Source organism: Limibacillus halophilus (assembly GCF_014191775.1).
Classification (GTDB): domain Bacteria; phylum Pseudomonadota; class Alphaproteobacteria; order Kiloniellales; family CECT-8803; genus Limibacillus; species Limibacillus halophilus.
On the sequence record NZ_JACHXA010000002.1, the window covers coordinates 415,452 to 435,498 of the forward strand.

General features: G+C 58.1%; 20 protein-coding genes and 1 tRNA gene. 7 read left to right on the forward strand and 14 right to left on the reverse strand.

The genetic code is table 11. The features are described 5' to 3' along the window. Positions 1–2: 2 nt before the first annotated feature. The 3 genes from rodA (at position 3) to FHR98_RS05075 (ending at position 2,980) form a co-directional block, all read left to right on the forward strand. Entirely contained in the window at positions 3–1,160 is a 1,158-nt protein-coding gene (gene rodA, locus FHR98_RS05065; RefSeq protein ID WP_183415544.1) for a rod shape-determining protein RodA, read from the forward strand. 5 nt (positions 1,161–1,165) lie between these two features. Further along, positions 1,166–2,782 carry a gamma-glutamyltransferase gene (locus FHR98_RS05070; protein WP_183415545.1) on the forward strand — a complete coding sequence of 539 codons (1,617 nt, stop codon included), beginning with the start codon at positions 1,166–1,168 and terminating at the stop codon, positions 2,780–2,782. A 122-nt stretch (positions 2,783–2,904) separates the two neighbouring features. Then, positions 2,905–2,980, forward strand: a tRNA-Lys gene (locus FHR98_RS05075). 292 nt (positions 2,981–3,272) lie between these two features. On the opposite strand, the gene FHR98_RS05080 is transcribed toward FHR98_RS05075, so the two are convergent. From FHR98_RS05080 to FHR98_RS05090, 3 genes are all read right to left on the reverse strand, one after another. Then, on the reverse strand, positions 3,273–3,842 hold the full coding sequence (locus tag FHR98_RS05080; RefSeq protein ID WP_183415546.1) for a carboxymuconolactone decarboxylase family protein: 570 nt from the start codon (positions 3,840–3,842) through the stop codon (positions 3,273–3,275). Positions 3,843–3,956: 114 nt separating this feature from the next. Further along, positions 3,957–4,664 carry a cyclic nucleotide-binding domain-containing protein gene (locus tag FHR98_RS05085; protein ID WP_183415547.1) on the reverse strand — a complete coding sequence of 236 codons (708 nt, stop codon included), beginning with the start codon at positions 4,662–4,664 and terminating at the stop codon, positions 3,957–3,959. 150 nt (positions 4,665–4,814) lie between these two features. Further along, the gene (locus FHR98_RS05090; RefSeq protein ID WP_183415548.1) at positions 4,815–5,591 is read right to left on the reverse strand and encodes an alpha/beta fold hydrolase; all 777 of its coding nucleotides are present in this window, start codon (positions 5,589–5,591) and stop codon (positions 4,815–4,817) included. Positions 5,592–6,193: 602 nt separating this feature from the next. Between FHR98_RS05090 and FHR98_RS05095 the strand changes: the two genes are divergently transcribed. The 3 genes from FHR98_RS05095 (at position 6,194) to FHR98_RS05105 (ending at position 9,366) form a co-directional block, all read left to right on the forward strand. Next, positions 6,194–8,569: a mechanosensitive ion channel domain-containing protein gene (locus tag FHR98_RS05095; RefSeq protein ID WP_183415549.1), complete on the forward strand. Its 2,376-nt coding sequence runs from the start codon at positions 6,194–6,196 to the stop codon at positions 8,567–8,569. Positions 8,570–8,699: 130 nt separating this feature from the next. After that, entirely contained in the window at positions 8,700–8,960 is a 261-nt protein-coding gene (locus tag FHR98_RS05100; protein ID WP_183415550.1) for a hypothetical protein, read from the forward strand. A gap of 40 nt (positions 8,961–9,000) precedes the next feature. After that, positions 9,001–9,366, forward strand: coding sequence for a hypothetical protein (locus tag FHR98_RS05105; RefSeq protein WP_183415551.1), 366 nt, complete (start codon positions 9,001–9,003; stop codon positions 9,364–9,366). Positions 9,367–9,394: 28 nt separating this feature from the next. Here the strand turns inward: FHR98_RS05105 and FHR98_RS05110 are convergent, their stop codons facing one another. The 5 genes from FHR98_RS05110 to FHR98_RS05130 form a co-directional block, all read right to left on the reverse strand. After that, positions 9,395–10,915, reverse strand: a complete 1,521-nt coding sequence (locus FHR98_RS05110) for a sensor histidine kinase (RefSeq protein ID WP_183415552.1) — start codon at positions 10,913–10,915, stop codon at positions 9,395–9,397. Then, positions 10,915–11,697, reverse strand: coding sequence for a response regulator transcription factor (locus FHR98_RS05115; RefSeq protein WP_183415553.1), 783 nt, complete (start codon positions 11,695–11,697; stop codon positions 10,915–10,917). The genes FHR98_RS05110 and FHR98_RS05115 overlap by 1 nt, the downstream gene beginning before the upstream one ends. Beyond that, the gene (locus FHR98_RS05120; protein ID WP_183415554.1) at positions 11,669–12,154 is read right to left on the reverse strand and encodes a hypothetical protein; all 486 of its coding nucleotides are present in this window, start codon (positions 12,152–12,154) and stop codon (positions 11,669–11,671) included. The genes FHR98_RS05115 and FHR98_RS05120 overlap by 29 nt, the downstream gene beginning before the upstream one ends. A 110-nt stretch (positions 12,155–12,264) precedes the next feature. Then, entirely contained in the window at positions 12,265–12,855 is a 591-nt protein-coding gene (locus FHR98_RS05125) for an RT0821/Lpp0805 family surface protein (protein ID WP_183415555.1), read from the reverse strand. A gap of 53 nt (positions 12,856–12,908) precedes the next feature. Beyond that, the gene (locus FHR98_RS05130; RefSeq protein ID WP_183415556.1) at positions 12,909–13,136 is read right to left on the reverse strand and encodes a YMGG-like glycine zipper-containing protein; all 228 of its coding nucleotides are present in this window, start codon (positions 13,134–13,136) and stop codon (positions 12,909–12,911) included. A 263-nt stretch (positions 13,137–13,399) separates the two neighbouring features. Between FHR98_RS05130 and FHR98_RS05135 the strand changes: the two genes are divergently transcribed. Further along, on the forward strand, positions 13,400–14,389 hold the full coding sequence (locus FHR98_RS05135) for a succinylglutamate desuccinylase/aspartoacylase domain-containing protein (protein WP_183415557.1): 990 nt from the start codon (positions 13,400–13,402) through the stop codon (positions 14,387–14,389). 11 nt (positions 14,390–14,400) lie between these two features. Here the strand turns inward: FHR98_RS05135 and FHR98_RS05140 are convergent, their stop codons facing one another. From FHR98_RS05140 to FHR98_RS05165, 6 genes are all read right to left on the reverse strand, one after another. After that, positions 14,401–15,867: an aspartate kinase gene (locus tag FHR98_RS05140; protein ID WP_183415558.1), complete on the reverse strand. Its 1,467-nt coding sequence runs from the start codon at positions 15,865–15,867 to the stop codon at positions 14,401–14,403. A 54-nt stretch (positions 15,868–15,921) separates the two neighbouring features. Beyond that, positions 15,922–16,326 carry an ectoine synthase gene (locus tag FHR98_RS05145; protein ID WP_183415559.1) on the reverse strand — a complete coding sequence of 135 codons (405 nt, stop codon included), beginning with the start codon at positions 16,324–16,326 and terminating at the stop codon, positions 15,922–15,924. A 52-nt stretch (positions 16,327–16,378) separates the two neighbouring features. Further along, complete coding sequence (gene ectB / locus FHR98_RS05150) at positions 16,379–17,701, reverse strand: diaminobutyrate--2-oxoglutarate transaminase (RefSeq protein WP_183415560.1); 1,323 nt, start codon at positions 17,699–17,701, stop codon at positions 16,379–16,381. A 104-nt stretch (positions 17,702–17,805) separates the two neighbouring features. Further along, positions 17,806–18,444 carry a diaminobutyrate acetyltransferase gene (gene ectA / locus FHR98_RS05155; RefSeq protein WP_183415561.1) on the reverse strand — a complete coding sequence of 213 codons (639 nt, stop codon included), beginning with the start codon at positions 18,442–18,444 and terminating at the stop codon, positions 17,806–17,808. 259 nt (positions 18,445–18,703) lie between these two features. Then, positions 18,704–19,402: a DUF8737 domain-containing protein gene (locus tag FHR98_RS05160; RefSeq protein WP_183415562.1), complete on the reverse strand. Its 699-nt coding sequence runs from the start codon at positions 19,400–19,402 to the stop codon at positions 18,704–18,706. Positions 19,403–19,473: 71 nt separating this feature from the next. Further along, complete coding sequence (locus FHR98_RS05165; RefSeq protein ID WP_221205730.1) at positions 19,474–19,956, reverse strand: MarR family winged helix-turn-helix transcriptional regulator; 483 nt, start codon at positions 19,954–19,956, stop codon at positions 19,474–19,476. Between the last annotated feature and the right edge of the window lie 91 nt (positions 19,957–20,047).

The window sequence follows — 20,047 nt, forward strand, 5'->3', positions numbered from 1 at the left end:
CCATGTCGCTCAGTTTTACCTCCCTGCGCCCGAACCCGCGCCTGACACTGGTTCAAAAGGTCTGGAACATAAGCTGGGGTTTGGTACTCCTGATCCTTTTGCTGGCGGTGATCGGTGGCGGAATGCTCTATTCCGCAGCCAATGGGAGCTTTGATCCCTGGGCCTCGCGCCAGGCATTGCGCTTCGGTGGCGCCTTCCTGCTGATGATCGTCATTGCCTTGATCGATGTGCGCAAGTGGTACGCGATCAGTTACCTGGGATACTTCGGCGTGGTGGCGCTGCTGATCTCGGTGGAACTATTCGGCGAGATCGGTATGGGCGCGCAGCGTTGGATCGACTTGAAGGTTATCCAACTTCAGCCCTCTGAAATGATGAAGGTCGCCCTGGTCATGGCGCTGGCGCGGTACTTTCATGGCCTTAACCTGGAGGATATCGGCCGCCCAACCCGCCTGCTTATTCCCTTGGTAATGGTCCTGGCGCCGGTCGCTCTCGTACTCAAGCAACCCGACCTGGGAACCGCCCTGACCTTGCTGGCGATCGGCGGCGGGGTTTTCTTCATTGTCGGAGTGCGTCTTTGGAAGTTCGCACTGGTTGTAGCGGGCGCGCTGGCGGCTATCCCCGTGGCGTGGCAGTTCCTGCACACTTATCAAAAGAACCGCGTCCTCACCTTCTTGAACCCGGAGACCGATCCCTTGGGTGCCGGGTATCATATTACCCAGTCCAAGATCGCCCTCGGGTCGGGGGGCGTGGTCGGCAAAGGCTTTCTCCAAGGCACGCAGAGCCACCTCAATTTTCTCCCCGAGAAGCAAACTGACTTCATCTTCACCATGCTCGCCGAAGAATTCGGCATGGTTGGAAGCCTTTTGTTGTTGAGCGTCTATCTGGCTTTGATCATTTACGGCTTCGCCATCGCCCTTCGGTCCCATAACCACTTCGGACGCATCCTCGCGATGGGCCTGACCCTGAATTTGTTCCTCTATGTCTTTATCAACACGGCCATGGTCATGGGATTGATCCCTGTGGTCGGTGTCCCCCTGCCGCTCATTTCCTATGGTGGCACGGCAATGATTACCGTAATGGCAGGCTTTGGTCTGATGCTTTCGGTATTTGTTCACAGGGACATCCGTATACCGCGCCAGGGCCCCGGTAGTATGGATTGAACGACGTGCCTGAACTGACCCAAACAACCGCCCATTACAACGACCGTTTCTCCAACAACCAAACCGTCCGGAAAGCCAGCGCCCAAGGCCGCAACGGTGCCGTTGTGTCGCAAAGCCGGGTGGCGACGGAGGCTGGACTCAAGGTCTTGCGCGCAGGAGGCAATGCCGTGGACGCGGCGATTGCTACCAGTTTGGCCGTGGGCGTCGCAGAGCCTTGGATGAGCGGTCTGGGCGGCGGCGGCCTCTGCCTGATCTACCGCGCACGCGATCAGAAGGTATTCGGCTTTGACTTCGGCATGCGCGCGCCGCGGGCCCTCGACCCTGCCGATTACCCACTGGACCCCGACGGCGGCATGGCTGGTGATCTCTTCGGTTGGCCAAAGGTGGTTGAGGACCGCAACTTGCATGGCGCAACAGCAGTTGCCGTGCCGGGCATGACAGCGGGCTTGGGACTGCTGCACGAACGCTTTGGCAGCCGCTCCTGGGCCAGCCTGTTCGAGAGCGCTATCGCGCTTGCCGACGAAGGATTGCTGGTCGATTGGTTTGCACAGCACCACATCGCGAACAATGCGAGCGGCCTGGTTCGCGACCCGGGATGCCGAGCCATCTTCCTGACACCGGAAGGTCTGCCCCCTGCCCCGGTCACCGACCGTCCGCGCTGCCGTAACGTGGCGCTGGCGGCAACCCTGCGGACTTTGGCGGATCAAGGGGCCGCCGCTCTGCACGAGGGTCCGCTTGCCCAGTCCGTCATCGCCGACCTTCAGGCGTTGGGCAGCCGCATGACTCTGCAGGACCTGGCGGATACGAAACCGCATACTTATCAACCGGTGCAAGCGCCCCTTGGCTGCGGCCGGGTCTGGGTGCTTCCTGAGTTGAACGGCGGCCCGACGATCCTGCGCGCCCTGCAGTCACTGCAATCAAAGGAGGACCCCTTCAAGGGCGCGGCGCCTGACCCGGCGTTCTTCGTAGCTTTTGCCAAGGCAATGCAGGAGTCCTTTCGCTACCGTCTGGGTGAGCTTGGCGACCAGGAGGGCCGCAGGGGCGTCGAGAGTTGCACCACACACCTCTCGACCGTCGATGGCGAGGGCAACATGGTCGCGATGACGCAAACACTGCTATCGGTGTTCGGCTCCAGGGTCTTGCTTCCCGGCAGCGGCCTGCTCATGAACAACGCCATCAACTGGTTCGATCCACGTCCCAGCGAAGACGACGACCCGCGCCCCAACGCACTGGCGCCCGGCAAACGGCCACTTTGCAACTATGTGCCATTGATCGGCGAGGATGTTGATGGGCGCTTCGCGGTCGGCGGTTCGGGAGGGCGGAAAATTATCCCGGCCGTCGCGCAGCTAGCCGCCTGGCGATTGGGCTACGGCTTGGAGCTCGACACGGCCATGGCACAGCCACGCCTGGATGTAAGCAGCCCGGAGAGCGTCGGGCTCGACCCTCGTATCGGTCAGGATACAATTGAGGCACTGAACAACGCTGGCATTTCCACGCAGGTACTCCGCTGGGGGCCAGCGCCCAACAATTTCGCGATTCTAGGCTGCGCCGAGAGCAGCGACCAAGGCGCCAAAGCCGCCGCCGACCCCTATCATCCCTGGGCCGAAGCAATGGCATTCTGACGTAGCGGAAAGACGCTTCAGGGCTTTTATCGGCGCCGCGTACAGAAACCCTTTGCAAAGCGCCCGCGAATTGCTATCTAAGCGCCCGTTGTTCCCGACACCGTCGCGGACGACACCTCGGTGGGCGCATAGCTCAGTTGGTAGAGCAGCTGACTCTTAATCAGCGGGTCCAAGGTTCGAGTCCTTGTGCGCCCACCAATTAAATCAGCAAATACAATAGATGATGAATCGCGTGCTGAGCCGCTGCCAACCGTGTTGCCGCGGGAAGAAACTGTAAAGCAGCGGAAAGGCGGATCGCGCTAGACGGCGGTTATGTGCTGCGCAAAGAATGACGGCCCCGATGTGGGGCCGTTTCTGTTCTTGCTGGCAAAGCTGATAGAGGTATTTGCTTAACCACCGCCCCATCGGAGCCGCCAGCCCGGAATGCAACACCCGGAGGGGTTTGTTGCGGGATCCGGGGCTGCGGCTCCTGGTAGGTTATTGCAGGCTCTTATTCCGCTGCGGCGCGACTGGGCGGAGTCCAGCCGAAAGCGGCGAATGCTGCGTCGGTCGGCGTGTTGGCAATATGATTGACGTAGTTCGACATGACCTTCTGAGCCAGACCGAGGATTACATCCAACACATGACGCTGGGTGTATCCAGCGTCCAGGAAGGCCTGTACATCCTGTTGACTGACATGGCCGCGTTCACGAACGACTTGGAGAGTGAAGGTCCGCAGGGCTTCAAGCTTTGGATCGGCCAGCGGCGTGTTGTCACGCAAGGCTTTCACTGTTTCGTCGTCAACACCCTGCATCTTGGCGATCGCGCTGTGCGCAGGGACACAATAGGTGCATTCATGCTCTACATTGATTGCAAGCCACACGACGTTGCGCTCGGCCGTGCTCAGGCTGGTTTTCTGGAACAGCCCATGCAGCTGCTGGTAGGCCTCCAGATGCTCCGGCGATTCAGCCATCACGGCATGAAGGTTTGGAATTCGCCCGAAGCTCTTCTCCGACGCTTCCAACAAACGCTTTGCATCGGCTGGCGCCGTCTCTTTGGTGTGTAGCGTGAAATCAACCATATCTCTCTCCAATCCATTAAGTTTCCTACAAGCGCCACTCCCGGCGCCCAACTGTCCGTGCCATTTTGTGACGATCGTTCTTTTTTTCAAGAGATGATGGGAAACGTCACTGTCTCACAGGGGGGTTGCAAACTCGGACCTGCGCTGAATTGCAATGTTGTTGTCGCCGATCTTTCGCGCCAGATCGGAACCGAGGGCACTTTCCATGGCCAATCGAAAATCGGAATCCTTCTCGAAAAGCTTCCGCAATTTCTTGACGCTCCAACACAGCACGCGGGGTCCGGCGCTGTCCTCGTTCGAAAGGGCAATCGTGGTGGCGCTGGCGGGACGACCTGCGATGAAGCCAACCTCTCCCACGAACTGGCCGCACCCCAGTTGGGCTATCGGTTGGTTCTTCAACGTGACCTGGACACATCCGTCCGCCACGACATAAACGCACCCAGCGAAATGCTCCTCTCGGGTCAGCCGAAAGCCCGGCTCGAGTGTTTTCCATCGCCCCTGACGCATGAGCCGCTTTGCGGGCTGGCGCGACAGAGCCGGAAAGGCGCAGGCATGGAGTGCCGCTTCTTCCGGCGTAAACTTCCACAACCGCCGCTGATAGATCAATAAAAGCGCGTGTCCCAGGTTGATGACGGTAAAGCCCAGATACCAGGGCAGGAACTCCCACATCACCTCGGGCCCACGACTGATCGCTACGACGCTGAAGATAAGATAGGAGCCGACAGCGACAAGCCGCAGCCAGAGGATGTCGCGAAACAGGTAGGCAAGCCCGGCAACGGCAAAGCCAATGTGCAACAAGAAACCTTCCAAAAACTCAGCCATGGCGATGATATCCCGACAATCGACTTGGAACACGCGCGCTTCAGGAGCTCAGGTGTATCTATGAGGGTTTCACGGTTCCAATGTAGGATCACGGTATAATGTAAAGGCATCAATAAACGGTGAGCTTTCCGCAGTCGGTCTAGCCTTGTTTCAGATGAGCGGCTGTAGGAACTCCCGGATCAATGCGACGGTGACCTCTGGTTGTTCGAGATGGGGAGCGTGGCCGCAATCAGGTATCAAGGCGCTACTGGCGGAAAAACCGATACCCGCAACGATGGCGGCGACCTGAAACGGCGTCCCATACTGGTCTTCCGCACCCTGAAGGATAAGCGCGGGAACCTCGATATCCGGCAAGAAGGCCTCCAGGTTCCAGTCTCGGAAACCCGCACTGAGCCAAGTATCGTTCCAGCCGTAAAAGGCACAGTCCACATTTGCGCCATGATACTTTTCCAAACGATCGCGCAAATCGCCGGTTTCAAAGGCTTCGCGGGCTTCCCGAATGCCTTGGATGCTCAGCTCTTCGTTGAATACATGCGCAGCCAGGGTAACGATCGCTTTGACGCGCCCGGCGGCATCGGCGCTCGCATGAATGAGCGCAATGGAACCGCCGTCGCTATGCCCGATAAGAACAGCCTCTTGGACACCTGCTCTGTCCAACACCCTGGGCAGCACCTCCAGCGCCTCGGCGTGTAGATAAGTCGGAGGTCGCGGTAAAGCGCAGGCGTCGGAGCGGCCATAACCCGCCCGACTGTAGACGATGCCACGCAGCCCAAGCGCCTGGCACAGTACCTCAGGAAAGCCCCGCCACAGCGCAACGCAACCCAAACCCTCGTGCAAAAACACCAGCACCGGTCCCTCGGCCTCCGCCTCACCGACCCAGCGGTATTCGAGACGGGTGCCGTCGATGACCATGTAGTCTTCAACCATCCGATTTCCCTGCTGCAAAGTCAGAAGGCTATTCGATCAACAAGGTCTTTGGCGAGACAGCAGTGGATATCCCCGACGCCAGCGCGCCAGAAAATGTTCTCTTTAGCACCGAAATGGTCAGCATCTTAAACCCTCCGTCATATGCTTGAACTGGTATCGACCGCTTCCAAAAGCTTCTACTGCGCGGCCTAGGGCCGTAAAGTCCGGGGGTGTAGGCAGGCAACGCCCGCTTTTGCGAAGCGACTCTTTCGAATGGCCGTGGAGCGAGAGATTGGGCATCAAAACCACCGATACTTTTAATGAATTACGAAAACCGCATAAGCTAGTTTATAGAATGACTGAATGTAATGTAGGCGACTAAGAAACCAAACGCACTGAAGGAAATTTAGACTTTTTGTGAGTATAATTGGGCAATATCCGCATCTGGTTTTCTTGATGTTCTCTCGTTCATTCAATATTCCACCTGCTCTTCAATTTACAGCCTTCCGCCGAATACTCAGACACAGGATGGACACCGCAAAACTACAATCTTGACGCACACAGCCTCGGATCACGCCGTTAGTTTCTCCCCAAATCCCCACAGCACTTGATCAGAGGTTGGAATGTTCAAAACGAAAGCGACTTCATTGCTGGCGGTTCTGGTGTTGGCCATTCAACTGCCCCTTTTGGCGAGCGTCACACTGGCACAAACTCCCGATGCGTTAGCTCCCCAACTAGATCAGCTTGAGCAATCTCTCCAAGAGGCGCAGACCCGTATCGAGCGCCCCTGGGCATGGCGTGGCGCTCTTCCTAATGCCCGCAAAGAGGTCACCGCAATCATCACAGAGGCTGATCGCTTGCAACTGGCAGCGCAAGAACTGGCCGTAACTCAAAAGCAACTCCTTGAGGCTTTGGGCCCAAAGCCGGAGGAAGGCGCAAAGGAGGCCGAGGATATCGTCAATCGGCGTGCCATGATCGAAGAAAAGCTGTCGCTGCATGAGGCGGATACTAAACGCGGGCGCCTGCTTAAGGCTCGCGCTGGCGAACTTCGTGACACCATAGATGATATGATCGCCCAAGCCCGAGCCCGCAGCTTGCTGGATCGCGAGCGAAACATACTCGAGCCTAGTTTCTGGCTCGATACGGGGGAATCGCTGCGCAAACTGTCCGATCACGCGGCGAGCGACGAACGACCCAGTCGCAGTCTCCCAGAGTTCTCTCCCAGGGCTTTTGCTTTGATTCTGGTCGGTCTCTTGTTGGCCTGCGCCATTGCAAGGGCTGTATCACGCTCGGGATTCGCGAGCGATTCAAGTAGCGAAGCCAGGAGATTCCTGCGGGCAATTGCCGCAGCGTTGCCGGCCGTTCTGCTGACTATCGTAATCGATGGTTTGCGCCAAGCCGCCCTGATCTCGGTTACACTTGGCGATATTCTGGTGATTGGCGCGACCAGTCTCGGCCTTGTAATGTTCGCGACCGCCCTGGCGCAAGGTGCTGCCGAATCCTTTACATTAAATCCGTCTCGCCGGAGCTGGCGCCTGTTCGTCGCCATCGCCTCAACCATCGGCCTGATCTTCTTCCTCAGCCGAATGAACGGGGCGGTTCTCCACGCGCCAGGTCTGTTCCCCGCAGGGCAGTTTCTGCTTGGGTGTCTGATATCGCTGTTGGCGCTGGCAGTGGCACAGCGCCGCCTTTTGGAATCCGGACAGCAAAGTTCCCGCAGCGGCACCAGCCTGCTGGCTGCCGCCAGGCATAGCCGGGCGCGGCCTTGGCTCACCCTGCTACGCCTTGCCACCTGGGTTGTCTTAACGGTCTGGATCACCTACCCCGTTTTGTTCGCGCTCGGCTACAGGAATCTGTCTGACTGGCTGTTGTTCGGCACCAGCGGAACCTTGCTTGCCGTCATTACCTGCCTGTACCTCGCTCTTGCCTACCGCCTCGCTTGTGATCGCTTCGTCATGCGCGTCCTACGCCCTTTCATGCTGACGCACATGGGGCGTCGTCTCGGCTTTAAGCGAAGCCGCCTCCTGCGGTTCTGGACGATCACCATGCTTGACCTCCTGATGCTGCCCGCGGCGATCGCGTTGCTGGCGATGATCTGGGGTTTTGATCTGTATAGGCCCGTCGAGTGGCTGCAGGCCTTGGGCGAGGAGATCCGCATCGGCAGCATGGTACTGACGTTGCAAGACGTTGCCTGGGCATTGGCGTTAGCCGTTATTCTCCTGCTGATCACCAAAGTTGTGCAGAAAGTGCTGGAGCAGCGGATTCTACCCTCACTGGATGTGTCGGAAGGGCCGCGCAGCGCTATGGTCAGCATGACGGGATATCTGGGCGTTGGGCTGGCGCTCGTTGCCGGTTTGGCTACCTTACAGATCGATTTCAGCAAGATCGTGGTTGTTGCCGGGGCCCTGTCGGTGGGTATCGGCTTTGGCTTACAGCACGTAGCGAACAATTTCATTTCCGGCCTCATCATGCTGATCGAGCGCCCGGTCAATGTCGGTGATTGGGTCGTCGTCAACGGCCAGGAAGGTATGGTCCGCCGTATTCGTGTGCGTGCCACGGAGATCCAAACATTCCAAAAGGCCTCCGTTCTGGTTCCCAATTCGGATCTTGTATCCGGCACTGTCACCAACTGGACCTTGAAGGACCGCACGACCCGAATCGAAATCCGTATCGGTGTTTCCTTTGACTGCGACGTGGAACTGGTCGAGCGCCTCCTGCTCGATTGTGCGGGCAGTCACCCCGACACCTTAAGCGAGCCTCCCCCGCGTGCCGTGCTATTTAATTTCGGTGAGAACGCGTTGGAATTCGAGCTATGGGCTTACATCGATACGGCTGAAGTAACCCGCAAAACGATGGTCGAGAGCGATATTCGCAAGCGCATCATCTGCGCCTTCAACAGCCATCAGGTTCCCTGGCCTGTGGCACAACGGGATGTCCACGTCACCCACACCAACGCTGCTTGGACGCAAAGCCCGTCGCTGGCGAAACCCGGTTTCTAACCACCCGTCAATTCATGTGTCGGGCCACAGAATGGTCACAGCGATCCTTCCCCGCTGTCACGGCGTAACTGCCACATTGAAGCTACGGAGGCGCCCGCTTGGCGCTGAGAAGAAACGAAGGAGAAGCACAATGTACAGAACCCTGGCGCTCACGGCATTCATAACCCTGGCGGGGGTGGGCTTAGCCGAGGCAAGCCACACTGATTCATCCTTGCCGATCAAAGCAGCGCAAGCAGACGAGGACGCGGCACAGGAAACCAGCACATCTGTTGCCGTGTTGCCGACGGCGCGAAACGCCAGAGCCATTGACGGCCTAACCCTGGCTGACGTCGCAGCAAATGTGAAGTGGCGGCGCAAAACCTTCACACGCCTCGTCACCTGGAACAATTAAGGGAACCAAAAGCTCGCCGCATTTACCCGGAGTCTAAAGAATGTACCGCAGACACCTGAAGGCTCTCGCGCTCTCGGTCATGCTTACCGCTTTAACGTCGCAAAGCGCGTCCGCCAGCGATCATGAAGCAGATAAAGTGTCGCGCGACGCGTACGAACAACGCATGAGCCGCCAGCTTGAGCAGTATCGCGCTGCATCAAGTGGCCGCAGTTTCTCGTCGGACCTCGCGAATGCCTGGGGGGCCGTCCAGCGGGACTGGGGCAATCTTGTCGAGGCTACCGAAGAGAACTGGCAGGAAGCGCAAAAAAAGATGGATGATGCTTGGTCGTCGTTTGAGAAAAACTGGGACGCCGAAACCAGCGCCACGTCGGAAACCGCTAAAACCTCTAAAGCTGTTGAACAGTAATCCGGCACCCGCGCTTTAGTCCGGCCGGTTAACCCCGGCGGACCAAAGGAAAACGCAGCTCGACGGCAAAGCCCCCTTCTGGGCGGTTGCGTGCGACAACCCGCCCGCCCATAACCTCGACGTTCCGCCGCACCACCCACAGCCCGATACCGAAGTTTCCATGCGTGGAGGTTCGCTCCTCCCGGCTGCTGTAGTATCGCTCGAAAATACGGTCCAAGTCTTCTGGAGGCACGCCTGGGCCTTCGTCAATCACGGCTACAACGGCTTCGCCGCCGACTGTTTTCGCCGAGAGAAGAACCCCACCTCCTTCGGCTGTGAAATCGCCAGCATTCTCTAGTAAATTTTCCATGCAGACTTCCAGCAGATCGCTGTTGGCCTTGATGCGAAGTGAGCTCGCAATCTTGGTTTCCAGCTTGATGCCGCGCGCTCCCAGCACCTCGCGGAAATCGTCAGCCAGATTGACCAGCAAGGGCGCTACGTCAATGGGCTGCAGCGAGCGATCCATGATCTCGGCGGTCGCCTCCTCAATTTTTCGTGCCGCGCTGATGAGAGAATCGAGCCGGTCGACAGACTGCTCGATCAAGCGCACCGCCCTTTGGCCGCTTTCATTATCTTCGGCCATTGCGCGCCTGACGCGCTCATTGGCCTGCGAGATCACGGCCAGCGGGCCTTTGAACGCATGTGCATTTTCCTCCGCTGCCTGCCGGATCAGATCTTCGGATCGTCGCAAAGTGGCAACCAGGTCATCGAACTCCTGTACCACGCTCTGCAGTTCTGGAATTTGGTTACGTTCGGCAAAGGACAGGTTCTGCCCCCTACCGGCCCGAATGGCGCGTGCGGTTCGCCGGAAACGATGCAGATTGCGCCAGACATCGGCCAACGTGACCAGCACGATCACGGCCATCAACAGGTAGATCGCCAAGGCCAGCTTGATCTCGGTACGGCCCCAGTAGCTTTCCTCGATCGACGCATCCAAAACCTGGTTTGGCGCCTGCGAAGTCAGGACAACCCAACAACCGTTTTCAACCAGCCTCGAACGAACGAAGGTCAGCACTTCACTGCCGCCGGCTGCATTTACGTACCGTACCGCCAAGGACTGTTCGCCACCGCAAGAGCGTGCAAACTCAGCCAGCAAGCCAGTACCGACAATCTCCGCGCGCTCCTCCTCGAAGGCCGCACCGGCAACAGGCGGATGCATCGCCACCAGAAAAAAGCCAGCGTCTGGCGCATCCTCCTTGGGCGCTGGGCGAAACAACAATTTGATCTTGGCCCCTTCGGCAGCCAAACGCGGTAATAGTGCATTGATCTGCTCTGCTTTCTTTGGGGAGAAGTCCGTGAGAAGCGGAAACAGGGCCTCGGCGATCAAACGGCCTTTATCCTGCACGGACTGCAGCAACAGTGCGTTGCGCTCGTCATCCACCGACCGCAACAGGCTGAAAATCAGCAAGGGGACCGTGGCGAAGATGACAAGCGTGACAATCATCTTGCTGGCAAAAGAGCGTCTGACATGAGACCACCAACCGCTGCCTAGCTGCCTGATTGTCTGCATTAGGTATTGTCCACGGTGTTCCAACGGTAGCCAAATCCGGGGTAATTCTCGATACAGTCAAAATCCGGATCCAGGTCGCGGAATTTCTGGCGCACGCGCTTGATCGCCGACCGCACGTTGGCACGGTATCCTTCGCCGCCGAAGCCAGCTTGAAAGCCTCGGCCACGCACCACATCATAGATCTCACGGTATGAAACATCCTTGCCGCGACGGCCGGCGAGGGCTTCGATGATGGCAAACTCGGTCAGCGTCAGTTCCAGTTCCTGATCACGCCAATACCCCCGGCGCGAGGCGCTGTCGAGCCGCAAGGCACCGAGATTAAACTCACTAGCGACGTTGGTCTTTTTAGGCGCGTCGGCACCGGCTGCGGCTTCACGCCGATCCAGTATATTTTCAACACGTCTTAGAATTATGGAGAAACTTCGTGATTTTTCGACGAAATCGACCGCCCCTCCCAACAGAGCCGCTTCCTCATAGATTTGGTCACTCAGCACTGTCAGAAAAATGACCGGCAGTTCAGGTCGCTGCGTCCGCAGTTGACGCAGCACCTCGATGCCATTCATCTCCGGCATCTTCCAATCCAGGAGAACCAAATCGGCCGAGGCGCCGTCCGAAAGAGCAGAAAGAAAAGCCTTCCCGGCATCATAGTCCGTTACTTCATAACCGGATTCGATCAGGTTTTGAGCGATGGACTCTCTGAACAGAGGATCATCGTCAACGATCGCTATGCATGACCTGTGACTTTGGTCCTGGTCATCCAGATCTGGCGATTTTCTCTTCATGGAGCGCTCCCGCACAACTTGAAACATCACGCTCTTTCGGCTCGGCCTCGTAGGTCAACACCCGATAGGCGTTCGCGTTGACGTCCATATAAAAGAACAGAGCCAACCCACAGTCGCGACCCGCATAACGCCAGATGACTGCTGGCGGGTCTTGGGATACTGACGCCGGCTTGCCGAAGAGCTTTTCGGTCTGCGCCTCGGAAAGACCAATAAGGCTTGCCTCGTTGACAGTTTGTGTCTGACCAGTGGACTGCTCACTCTTGGTTGGCTTTTCAGGTGGCGGCGTCGTTACCTTGGCACCCGCAGACCCCGTACCGGCCGTCGACTGTACCTTGCTGCTGCCCGACGGCAGACGCGACACCAGATCATCGATACGGCTTTTGTCGCATCCTGCCAGGACCGCTATCAGGCCCAGGCACGGCAAAAGTTTCACAATACCAGATCTGGCTACGGTCATACCTCGGCACCACAAGGATCAGAAGCTGCAATGCTACTTCAGTCCTGTGGCGCCGAGAAAGGCTTTTAGGTCAACTCTTTCACCCCGAGTGCTTCAGCAAGCGCCGTTTATCACCCAGGGACATGCCAAACATCGTCATCACCCCGGCAAGCCAGACGCTCGTATCGCTCGTCGTCGCCACCCGCCTGGATGACGTAACGTCGGCAGACTCGCCCATCATCGGCCGAGTAGGTTGAAATTGGCCGAAGTGCGTAACTGCGTCGCGTTTGCGTATTCTCCCAGCGGATCATCTCGCCATCTTTGAGGCGCGTCAGACCCTGCGCCGTGCAGGCACGGTCAACCTTATCCACTTCGCGACCGAGATGCCCACCGATTATTGCGCCTAGCACGGCACCGCCGATGATCGCAGCCGTTCGCCCGGAACCCTTGACCGTCGAGCCAATCGCACCGCCTGCGACCGCGCCTATGGCGGCGCCAACGGCATCGCTGTTGCAGCGGAAAATATTGCCGTCGACCCGGTCGATATAGGCCACATCGTGATGGTGCTTGTCGTGTTTGGCGCGCCAACCGTGTGCCGGCGCCCAGGGGGGCGGGTCGGCCAGCGTCGGCGGGACAGTTGTGAAGCCGATGACAAGCACCGCCACCGCTGCGCAAACCCGGCGCGTCGCGGTGCGTTTACTATGCATTCCAGCCTCAGACATTCTTTTCTGCTCCTCATGTGTTGAAGGTAAAAGGCAACGCTGTCTGGCATCCCCTAGTTGGATTTTCCTTCGTGGTAGAGGTAGCCCGCCGCCGTACCGATGGCGCCACCAACAACCGCGCCGCAAGCCACACAACCGCCGGTAATTACTGTCGCCGCAGCACCTGTGCCGGCGCCGATAGCACCACCGCTCAGCATCCGCTGCTCCTTGGTGTTTAGCCCAGAACAGGCGCTAAGGCCGAGGGCCGCAACCATCAATCCTACAGTCGCAATGCGTTTCATCTTCTTTTTCTCCTGTTCCTGTCTGGCCGCCATGGGTCAGGTCGGCTTGTCCAGCACAATATGGATCGAGCCAGGTGTCATGGGGGCATCAAGATTGTGATAAAACTGTGATCGTAAATTTGGTGTTCCATCACGGGCGGGGAAAGTGAATCCGCTTGCACGGTCGATAGTGCCGGGACAACACTGACGGCTTCCTCGCGGACCAGCCCTGAAAGGGGCAACGTCGGTGTTGTTGTACTCCTAGATTCCAAGGTTTCCGTCGCATGCCAAAGAACCCCATCTTCAGCGAAATCGACCTTGACGGTAACGGGCGGCAGTCGGGCTATCTGGCTTTGACTCATTCGGTCCACCGCTCGGCTTACGGTTATATTCCGATCCCCATCGCCTCGCTGAAGAACGGACCGGGCCCGACCGTGCTTTTGATGGCTGGCAACCATGGTGATGAATACGAAGGTCAGGTTCTGATTTCGGAGTTGATCCGCACCCTCGACCTGGAGGACATCACCGGTCAGTTGCTGCTCCTGCCCATGGCAAACTTCCCCGCGGCGGCGGCCGGACTACGCACCTCGCCGATCGATGACGGAAACTTAAACCGTAGTTTTCCCGGTAACCCACGCGGTACGGTTACAGAGATCATTGCCCACTTCATCGAATCCGAACTGATTGCACGCGCCGATTTCATGGTCGACCTGCATTCGGGCGGTAGCTCCCTGCTCTATCGCCCGTCGTTGCTCCTTCCCTGGAACGACGGCGACGAGATCAACAACAGGAAGAAAGCACTCATTGAAGCCTTCGGCTTGCCTCAGACTTTGTTGCTCCGCCGCAATTCTGAAGGTTGGTATTCCTCCTCTGCGGCGCTACGCCAGGACACGCTCTCGCTCACGACCGAACTCGGCGGCGGCGGTTTCGTTGGGCAGGAAGCGCTTCGTTTGGGACGTGCGGGCCTATTGCGCGTCCTAGAGGAGATGGGCCTGTACCACGGCCCTCAACCCGACCGGGATTTTCGAGAAACGCCGCAGATCTTCCAGAGTGATTCCTATGTCTTTGCGAATGAAGCGGGACTGGTCGAGCTGCTGGTCGAACCGGGTGATAAGGTGACGGCGGGGCAACCCGCTGCCCGTCTCCACCAAACCGAGACACCCGGGCGCGATCCGATTGAACTGGCCTTCGAAGAGGCGGGAATCGTTCTGGCCAAACGTGTGCCCGCCAGATGCCTGCGCGGCGATTGCCTGTTTCACGTAGGCACCCCTTGAACCATCCTTGTTCAGGCTGCGAGCGTGGACGCGCTTCGCGCGGCCCGCTCTTCCATGAGCGCATGGTGCAAAAGGCGGATGGCTTTTTCATAGTCTTCTTCCGACAGCACGAACTGTAGATCGACGGCGCGGCTGGGACAGATGCTGGCCAGTGGCCGCACGCCGCCTTTCTGAAGGGCGGCGACGGCTTCACTGAACAACGGAGCCGCATCGAGTCTGGCGCCTATGACCGAGACGATTGCTACCTTCTGGGTTCTTATCTTCGCCTCCGGCCGTGCGGCCTCAATGACAGCAATCGCGCGACGTACCTGCTTCAACGGTGCTGTTACGTAGTGAGTGACGCAGTTCGCGTTGATGGACTTGGTAACGGTAGGAATTTTGAATCGACTGAGCGCCGTCACGATCGGTTCTTCTGACCCCGGTTGTCCGACATGATCCTGGTCGAAGACCTCAATTTCCATTGCGGAAGATATTCCGGTGATGATCTCTGGGCCGGTGGTATCGGGTAACCAGCCGTCCTCGATAGCGGTGCCGGGGTGATCCGGCTCGAAGGTGTTGACCACACGCAACGGGATACCACGTTGGCGCAAGGCCTTGGCGGCACGCGGATGAATCGCTTCCATTCCCATGTTGGAGAGTTGGTCGGCTACGTCGTAGTTGGTGCGCCCGATGGGTCGGACACGGTCGGCGCCAATGATTTTCGGGTCGCCGCTGCTTAAGTGATATTCTTTGTGAATGACCGCTTCTCGTGCCTTGGTGACATAAGCGATCCGCGAGAACGTCACCTCGCTGTAGCCCCGGCCATAGCGGCGCATCATCCCATCTTGGGCCTGCGCGTACCCGGTCACGATAGGAAGCTCGCGTGCAAGATCGCGCCCCGCCAGTGCCTGTGTGATTCGTTCATCCAGGTTCAAGGAGTCGGGGTCACGCCATCCCGAGAGATCGACCAGCACGGCATTGACGCCCTCCTTCTTCAGCAGCAGCACCGTGTTGTGTGCGCTATGAAGCTCGCCCAGAGCACTCAACATTTCCCGCACGGTGTCCAAGTGCTCCTGCAACTTGAAGTGACCAAATGCACAAAGCCGGTGAAGGTCCATTAAACAGGAACGCGTACCCTCGATGCGCTCCCGGATAAAAGCGTCCGCAATTTTCTGTTCCGGGCTCGATCCAAAAATTTCACGGTTACGGCGATACATCTGATCGGCTACGGCTGTGAGCGCATCACCCCACGCCCAATCCGAGTCGGATCCGGCGTAGAGGTGAAAGACACCCGGCTCGCCGGTCTTTTTGTTTTCAAGCAGCAAGTCGGTGAAGCCGCTGTAAGCTGAAACCACGAAGATTCGCCCATAAATCTGCTGCCGAGAGCGCTTCCCGAGAAAGATGTTCTCAAGCACCGCTTTCGTATCGGCCATCGAGGTGCCGCCAATTTTGTGAACACTGTGGTACCCGCGTCCGGGTGACGCGTTATCGGAGTGCATCGTCTGTCCTTCAATTTGGTTTAGGGTTACAGGCGCCGGTGCATTGACCAAACCTCAGGCATCCTCGGCAAGCGGTTCGGCACCTAGTGCGTAAGCGCCATCGGCGTCGTGCACTTCCCGGCCGTTGATGGGCGGGTTAAACACACAAGCCAGCTTCAACTCGCTGGTCGCCCTCAGGAGGTGCTTGTCGTTTTTGTCGAGCGCGTAGATGGTGCCCGGTTGGATCGGATAGATTTGACCATCGGAAGTCGTTTCGATCTCCCCTTCGCCTTCGATGCAGTAAACGGCTTCCAGGTGGTTCTTGTACCAGATAGGCGTCTCGGTGCCCGCGAAGATCGTCGTCACATGAAATGAGAACCCCATCTTATCGTTGGCCAAAAGCAACCGAGTGGATTCCCAAGTCTCGGTGGTGACCCGGCGATCGCTGGCTTCGGCTTCCTTGAGGGTACGTACGATCATTTTTCTGTTCCTTCCTAATTGTGTGATTTCCAGGCGCGCGGTTGGTAGGCGGTCAAGCCGCCGCGGTCGTTTCCCGGTGACATTCTCTTTGGCCCAGCACCTCGGTGAAGGCCGCTTCCAGAATGTCGAAGCCCTGATTCAGCTCGTCCTCCGATGTCGTCAGAGCCGCCAGACACTTGACCACTTCGCCGTCTGCACCGCTGGTTTCGATCACCAAGCCATTGCGGAATGCAGCCGAGCAAATGTCGGCTGCCTGGCTGCCGGACGTCATCGCGACGCCCTGCATCATACCCCGACCGCGCACTTCCACACAGGCTTGCGGCCAAGCATCCGCTATGGCGGTGAAGCGATCCCGGACGAGCGCGCCCTTGCGGCGCACCTCCGGTGCGAAGCTATTGCCGCCCCAGAATTTTTCCAAAGCCGCCGCGCCGGTTACGAAGGCATGGTTGTTGCCCCGGAAAGTGCCATTGTGCTCGCCAGGCTCCCATACATCGAGCGCGCGTCGGATCAGCGTGACTGCCATCGGCAAACCCATGCCCGACAACGATTTGGATAGCGTTATAATGTCCGGCTCGATCCGAGCTTCCTCGAAGCTGAAGAAATCGCCCGTCCTGCCACATCCGGCCTGGATGTCATCGACGATCAGCAGCATGTCGTGCTTGCGGCAAACCCGTTCCAGGTTGCGCAACCATTCGCTACCAGCAACATTCAACCCGCCTTCGCCTTGCAGGCACTCGACGATCACGGCGGCAGGCAATGTCACGCCGCTGGAGCCATCGCTCAGAACCTGGTCGAGATATTCGGTCGTATCGACGCCCTCCCCTAAGTACCCGTCAAACGGCACGGTTGGGGAGTTTCCAAGCGGCACGCCCGCGGCTGCCCGATGATGCTCGTTCCCGGTCACTGCGAGCGCGCCGAGCGTTACGCCGTGGAAACCGTTCGTAAAACTAATGACGCCTTCGCGCCCCTTGATCCGGCGCGCCAGTTTCAAGGCCGCCTCCACGGCGTTCGCGCCGGTCGGGCCGGTGAACTGCACCACGTAATCCAAACCACGCGGCTGGAGGATCAGCTGCTCAAAGCTTTCCAGAAACCGACGCTTGGCGCGGGTATGCATATCCAGCCCCTGCGTGATGCCGTTAGCCTGGATATAGTGGACCAGCGCCTCGGTCATATCAGGGTCATTGTGGCCATAGTTCAAGCTGCCGGCACCGCAGAGGAAATCCAGGTAACGTTTGCCGTCGGTATCTGTAAGCCAAGCGCCTTGTGCTTTATCAAACACCGTCGGAAAGGACCGTGCATAGGATTGGACCTCCGACTCGCGTCGCTTGAAGATCGATTTCGAGTTCTGGATCGAGGTTTCTTCGAGTGTGGACATGGAATGTCTCCCTTCGAGAATAAAGGACGGCAACCTGCCACCCGGTAAACCCGGGCAGGTCGCTATGAATGGGTTCAATGGATTGAAGCGGCGAAGGCCTGCGTTCAGGCAGCACGCCCGACTGACTGAGCGCCCAAGGTGTCAGATGGCAACACAACAGCCTCTGGATCGAAAGGTCCGATATCCCACAAGACCTCACTCTGCTGATCGCCGCCGAAATGCCGCTCGCGATCAAAAAGAATCCGTTGCTCGACTGGAGCGTCAAGCTGCTCTGCAAGCGTGGAGAATAGCGCCTGCGACGCTTTGTTCGTGGGCGTGATGGTGGTCTGCAAACCGGAAACGTTCAAACAGGCCGGACGGTGCAATAGCTCCAGAATCATGGACTGTGCCAGTTTGCGGCCCCGTGCGCGCTTATCCACCGCCACCTGCCAGATAAACAAGGTTTCGTCATCGCGAGGCAGGAGATAGCCGGACACGAAGCCCAGCACCTTGTCCTCCGCTTCGGCAAGCACGCAGGTTTCATTGAAGTGAGAGCACTGCAGAAGATTGCAGTAGATGGAGTTCTCGTCCAATGGCGCGCAGCGCTCGATCAAGTCGTTGACAGCAGCGCCATCGCCGGCCGTTGGCGATCTCAAGACTATCTGGCTTTGAAGCGATCTATGGAGGGCAGTCTGGTTTGAGGAGTCTAGGGATGGGCGGGCATCCGAAAGCTCGGGTGCCTTCTTGTCACGTTGGAGGGTCATTGTCTCCTTCTTCTGCGTTGTTCCCAGGGCGGGTGAACGGGCAGAATGTAACAATCGCGACCTTCTACATCAAGGGTCCGTCTAAAAAATGTTTATTTTCAATTATTTCTTGAGCTTTCTATAAGTCGCAAAAAGGACATCTATTTCTTTCGGGACGATCAGGGGGCGCCTAATCCGGGTATCACACCCCCTGTCGTCCTTCTTTTTATTTATGGGGCAAACCGTACCCGGACAGTAGCCCCGGCCCCCTTCGAAACTTCTACGCCGTTGGCTGATGCCGGATCGTAGAACGTCTAATTTGTATGAACTGAAACAGAGCGATCAGATGCGCGATGACGAAGAACGGCACCAGAAAGCTCGGGAAAACGTTCAAGGGCCAAACCTCCAGCGGCGCACTGGTGATCCCGCCTGAAACCAGCCCAGGCAGCACGCCACTGGTCAGGTTGGCGGCGACGATGGCTACGACGAAATCCATCAACCCGAGGAGATGAAACGCGAGAAATCCACCATGCCCCGCAAACCTTGGGTTTGCCAAAAGCCTGCTCAACACGACCGCAGCTGCAAAGCCGATCGCCAAATCGCCCAACCCCGCCGGCCAGGCAAAGATTGGCGGCAATCCATCCAGGGCGAGCACCAGCAGAAACGCAAATCCTATGACCCGCCAAAGCTGCAGCGCCGTCAGCATCCGAAGATCCTGAGCAAGCATGAAGCGGCGGAACCGGGCCAAGAACGCAAATGCGAGCAGAAACAATAGAATCGGTCCGACGACTGTCAGCGCAATCGGTGACATCAAGCTTGGCTCTGCGCTGGCCAACCAGCCCTTGGAACCGACCAAGTAGGCCAGAAGAAAGAAGAACGCCACGACAGCCAGCCCCAATGTCGCTCTTTTGGCGCACCAACGGCCGTCGCCTCCGGTCACTTCGTATGAATCGGCCGTGTTGTCGCTTCCGTCGGTCATCAACTTGCCTTTTATAGTGTATCTACACGCTTTTTGTTAGCCTAACGCGCCCGTCAATTTCCTGTCGATGTTCAGACTCGGGGTTGTTTCGCCATCGAGATTACGTCTTTGAGATCACCAAGCAGTCCGTTCCAACGTTCTGGCCCGAATCCCTCCGAGAAGCGATTCTGCACCGTCCGCCACAGCGGCTTTGCTTCTTCGAACAACGCCCTTCCGTCATCGGTTAGGCGCACCTTGTGCACGCGCTGATCGCTACCCTGGCCTTGTTCGACTTCAATCAAACCGCGCCGCACCAATGGCTGCAGATTGCGGGTCAAGGTCGTGCGATCCATGACCATCAACGCGGCCAAACGCGTGATCGGCACCTCTCCCGCGAGGCTCAGGGTCCCCAACAGCGTGAACTGTGTCGCTTTCAGCTTCACCGGCCGCAGCGCCGCATCATAGGACTGGGTAACCACCCGGGCCACACGGCGAAAATTGGCGCAGGTGCAAGCCATGATTTCTGCGGGTGATTCGCCCTTGCTTCCCGTCGATTTGCCGTCTCGCTTCTGCATACGAGTGTATATGCACTCTTTTCAATTTGCAGTCAAGTCCCCCATGGAAGTATTCTGGCACAATACGGAAGTGCTTGGCGCTCCGCCTCGC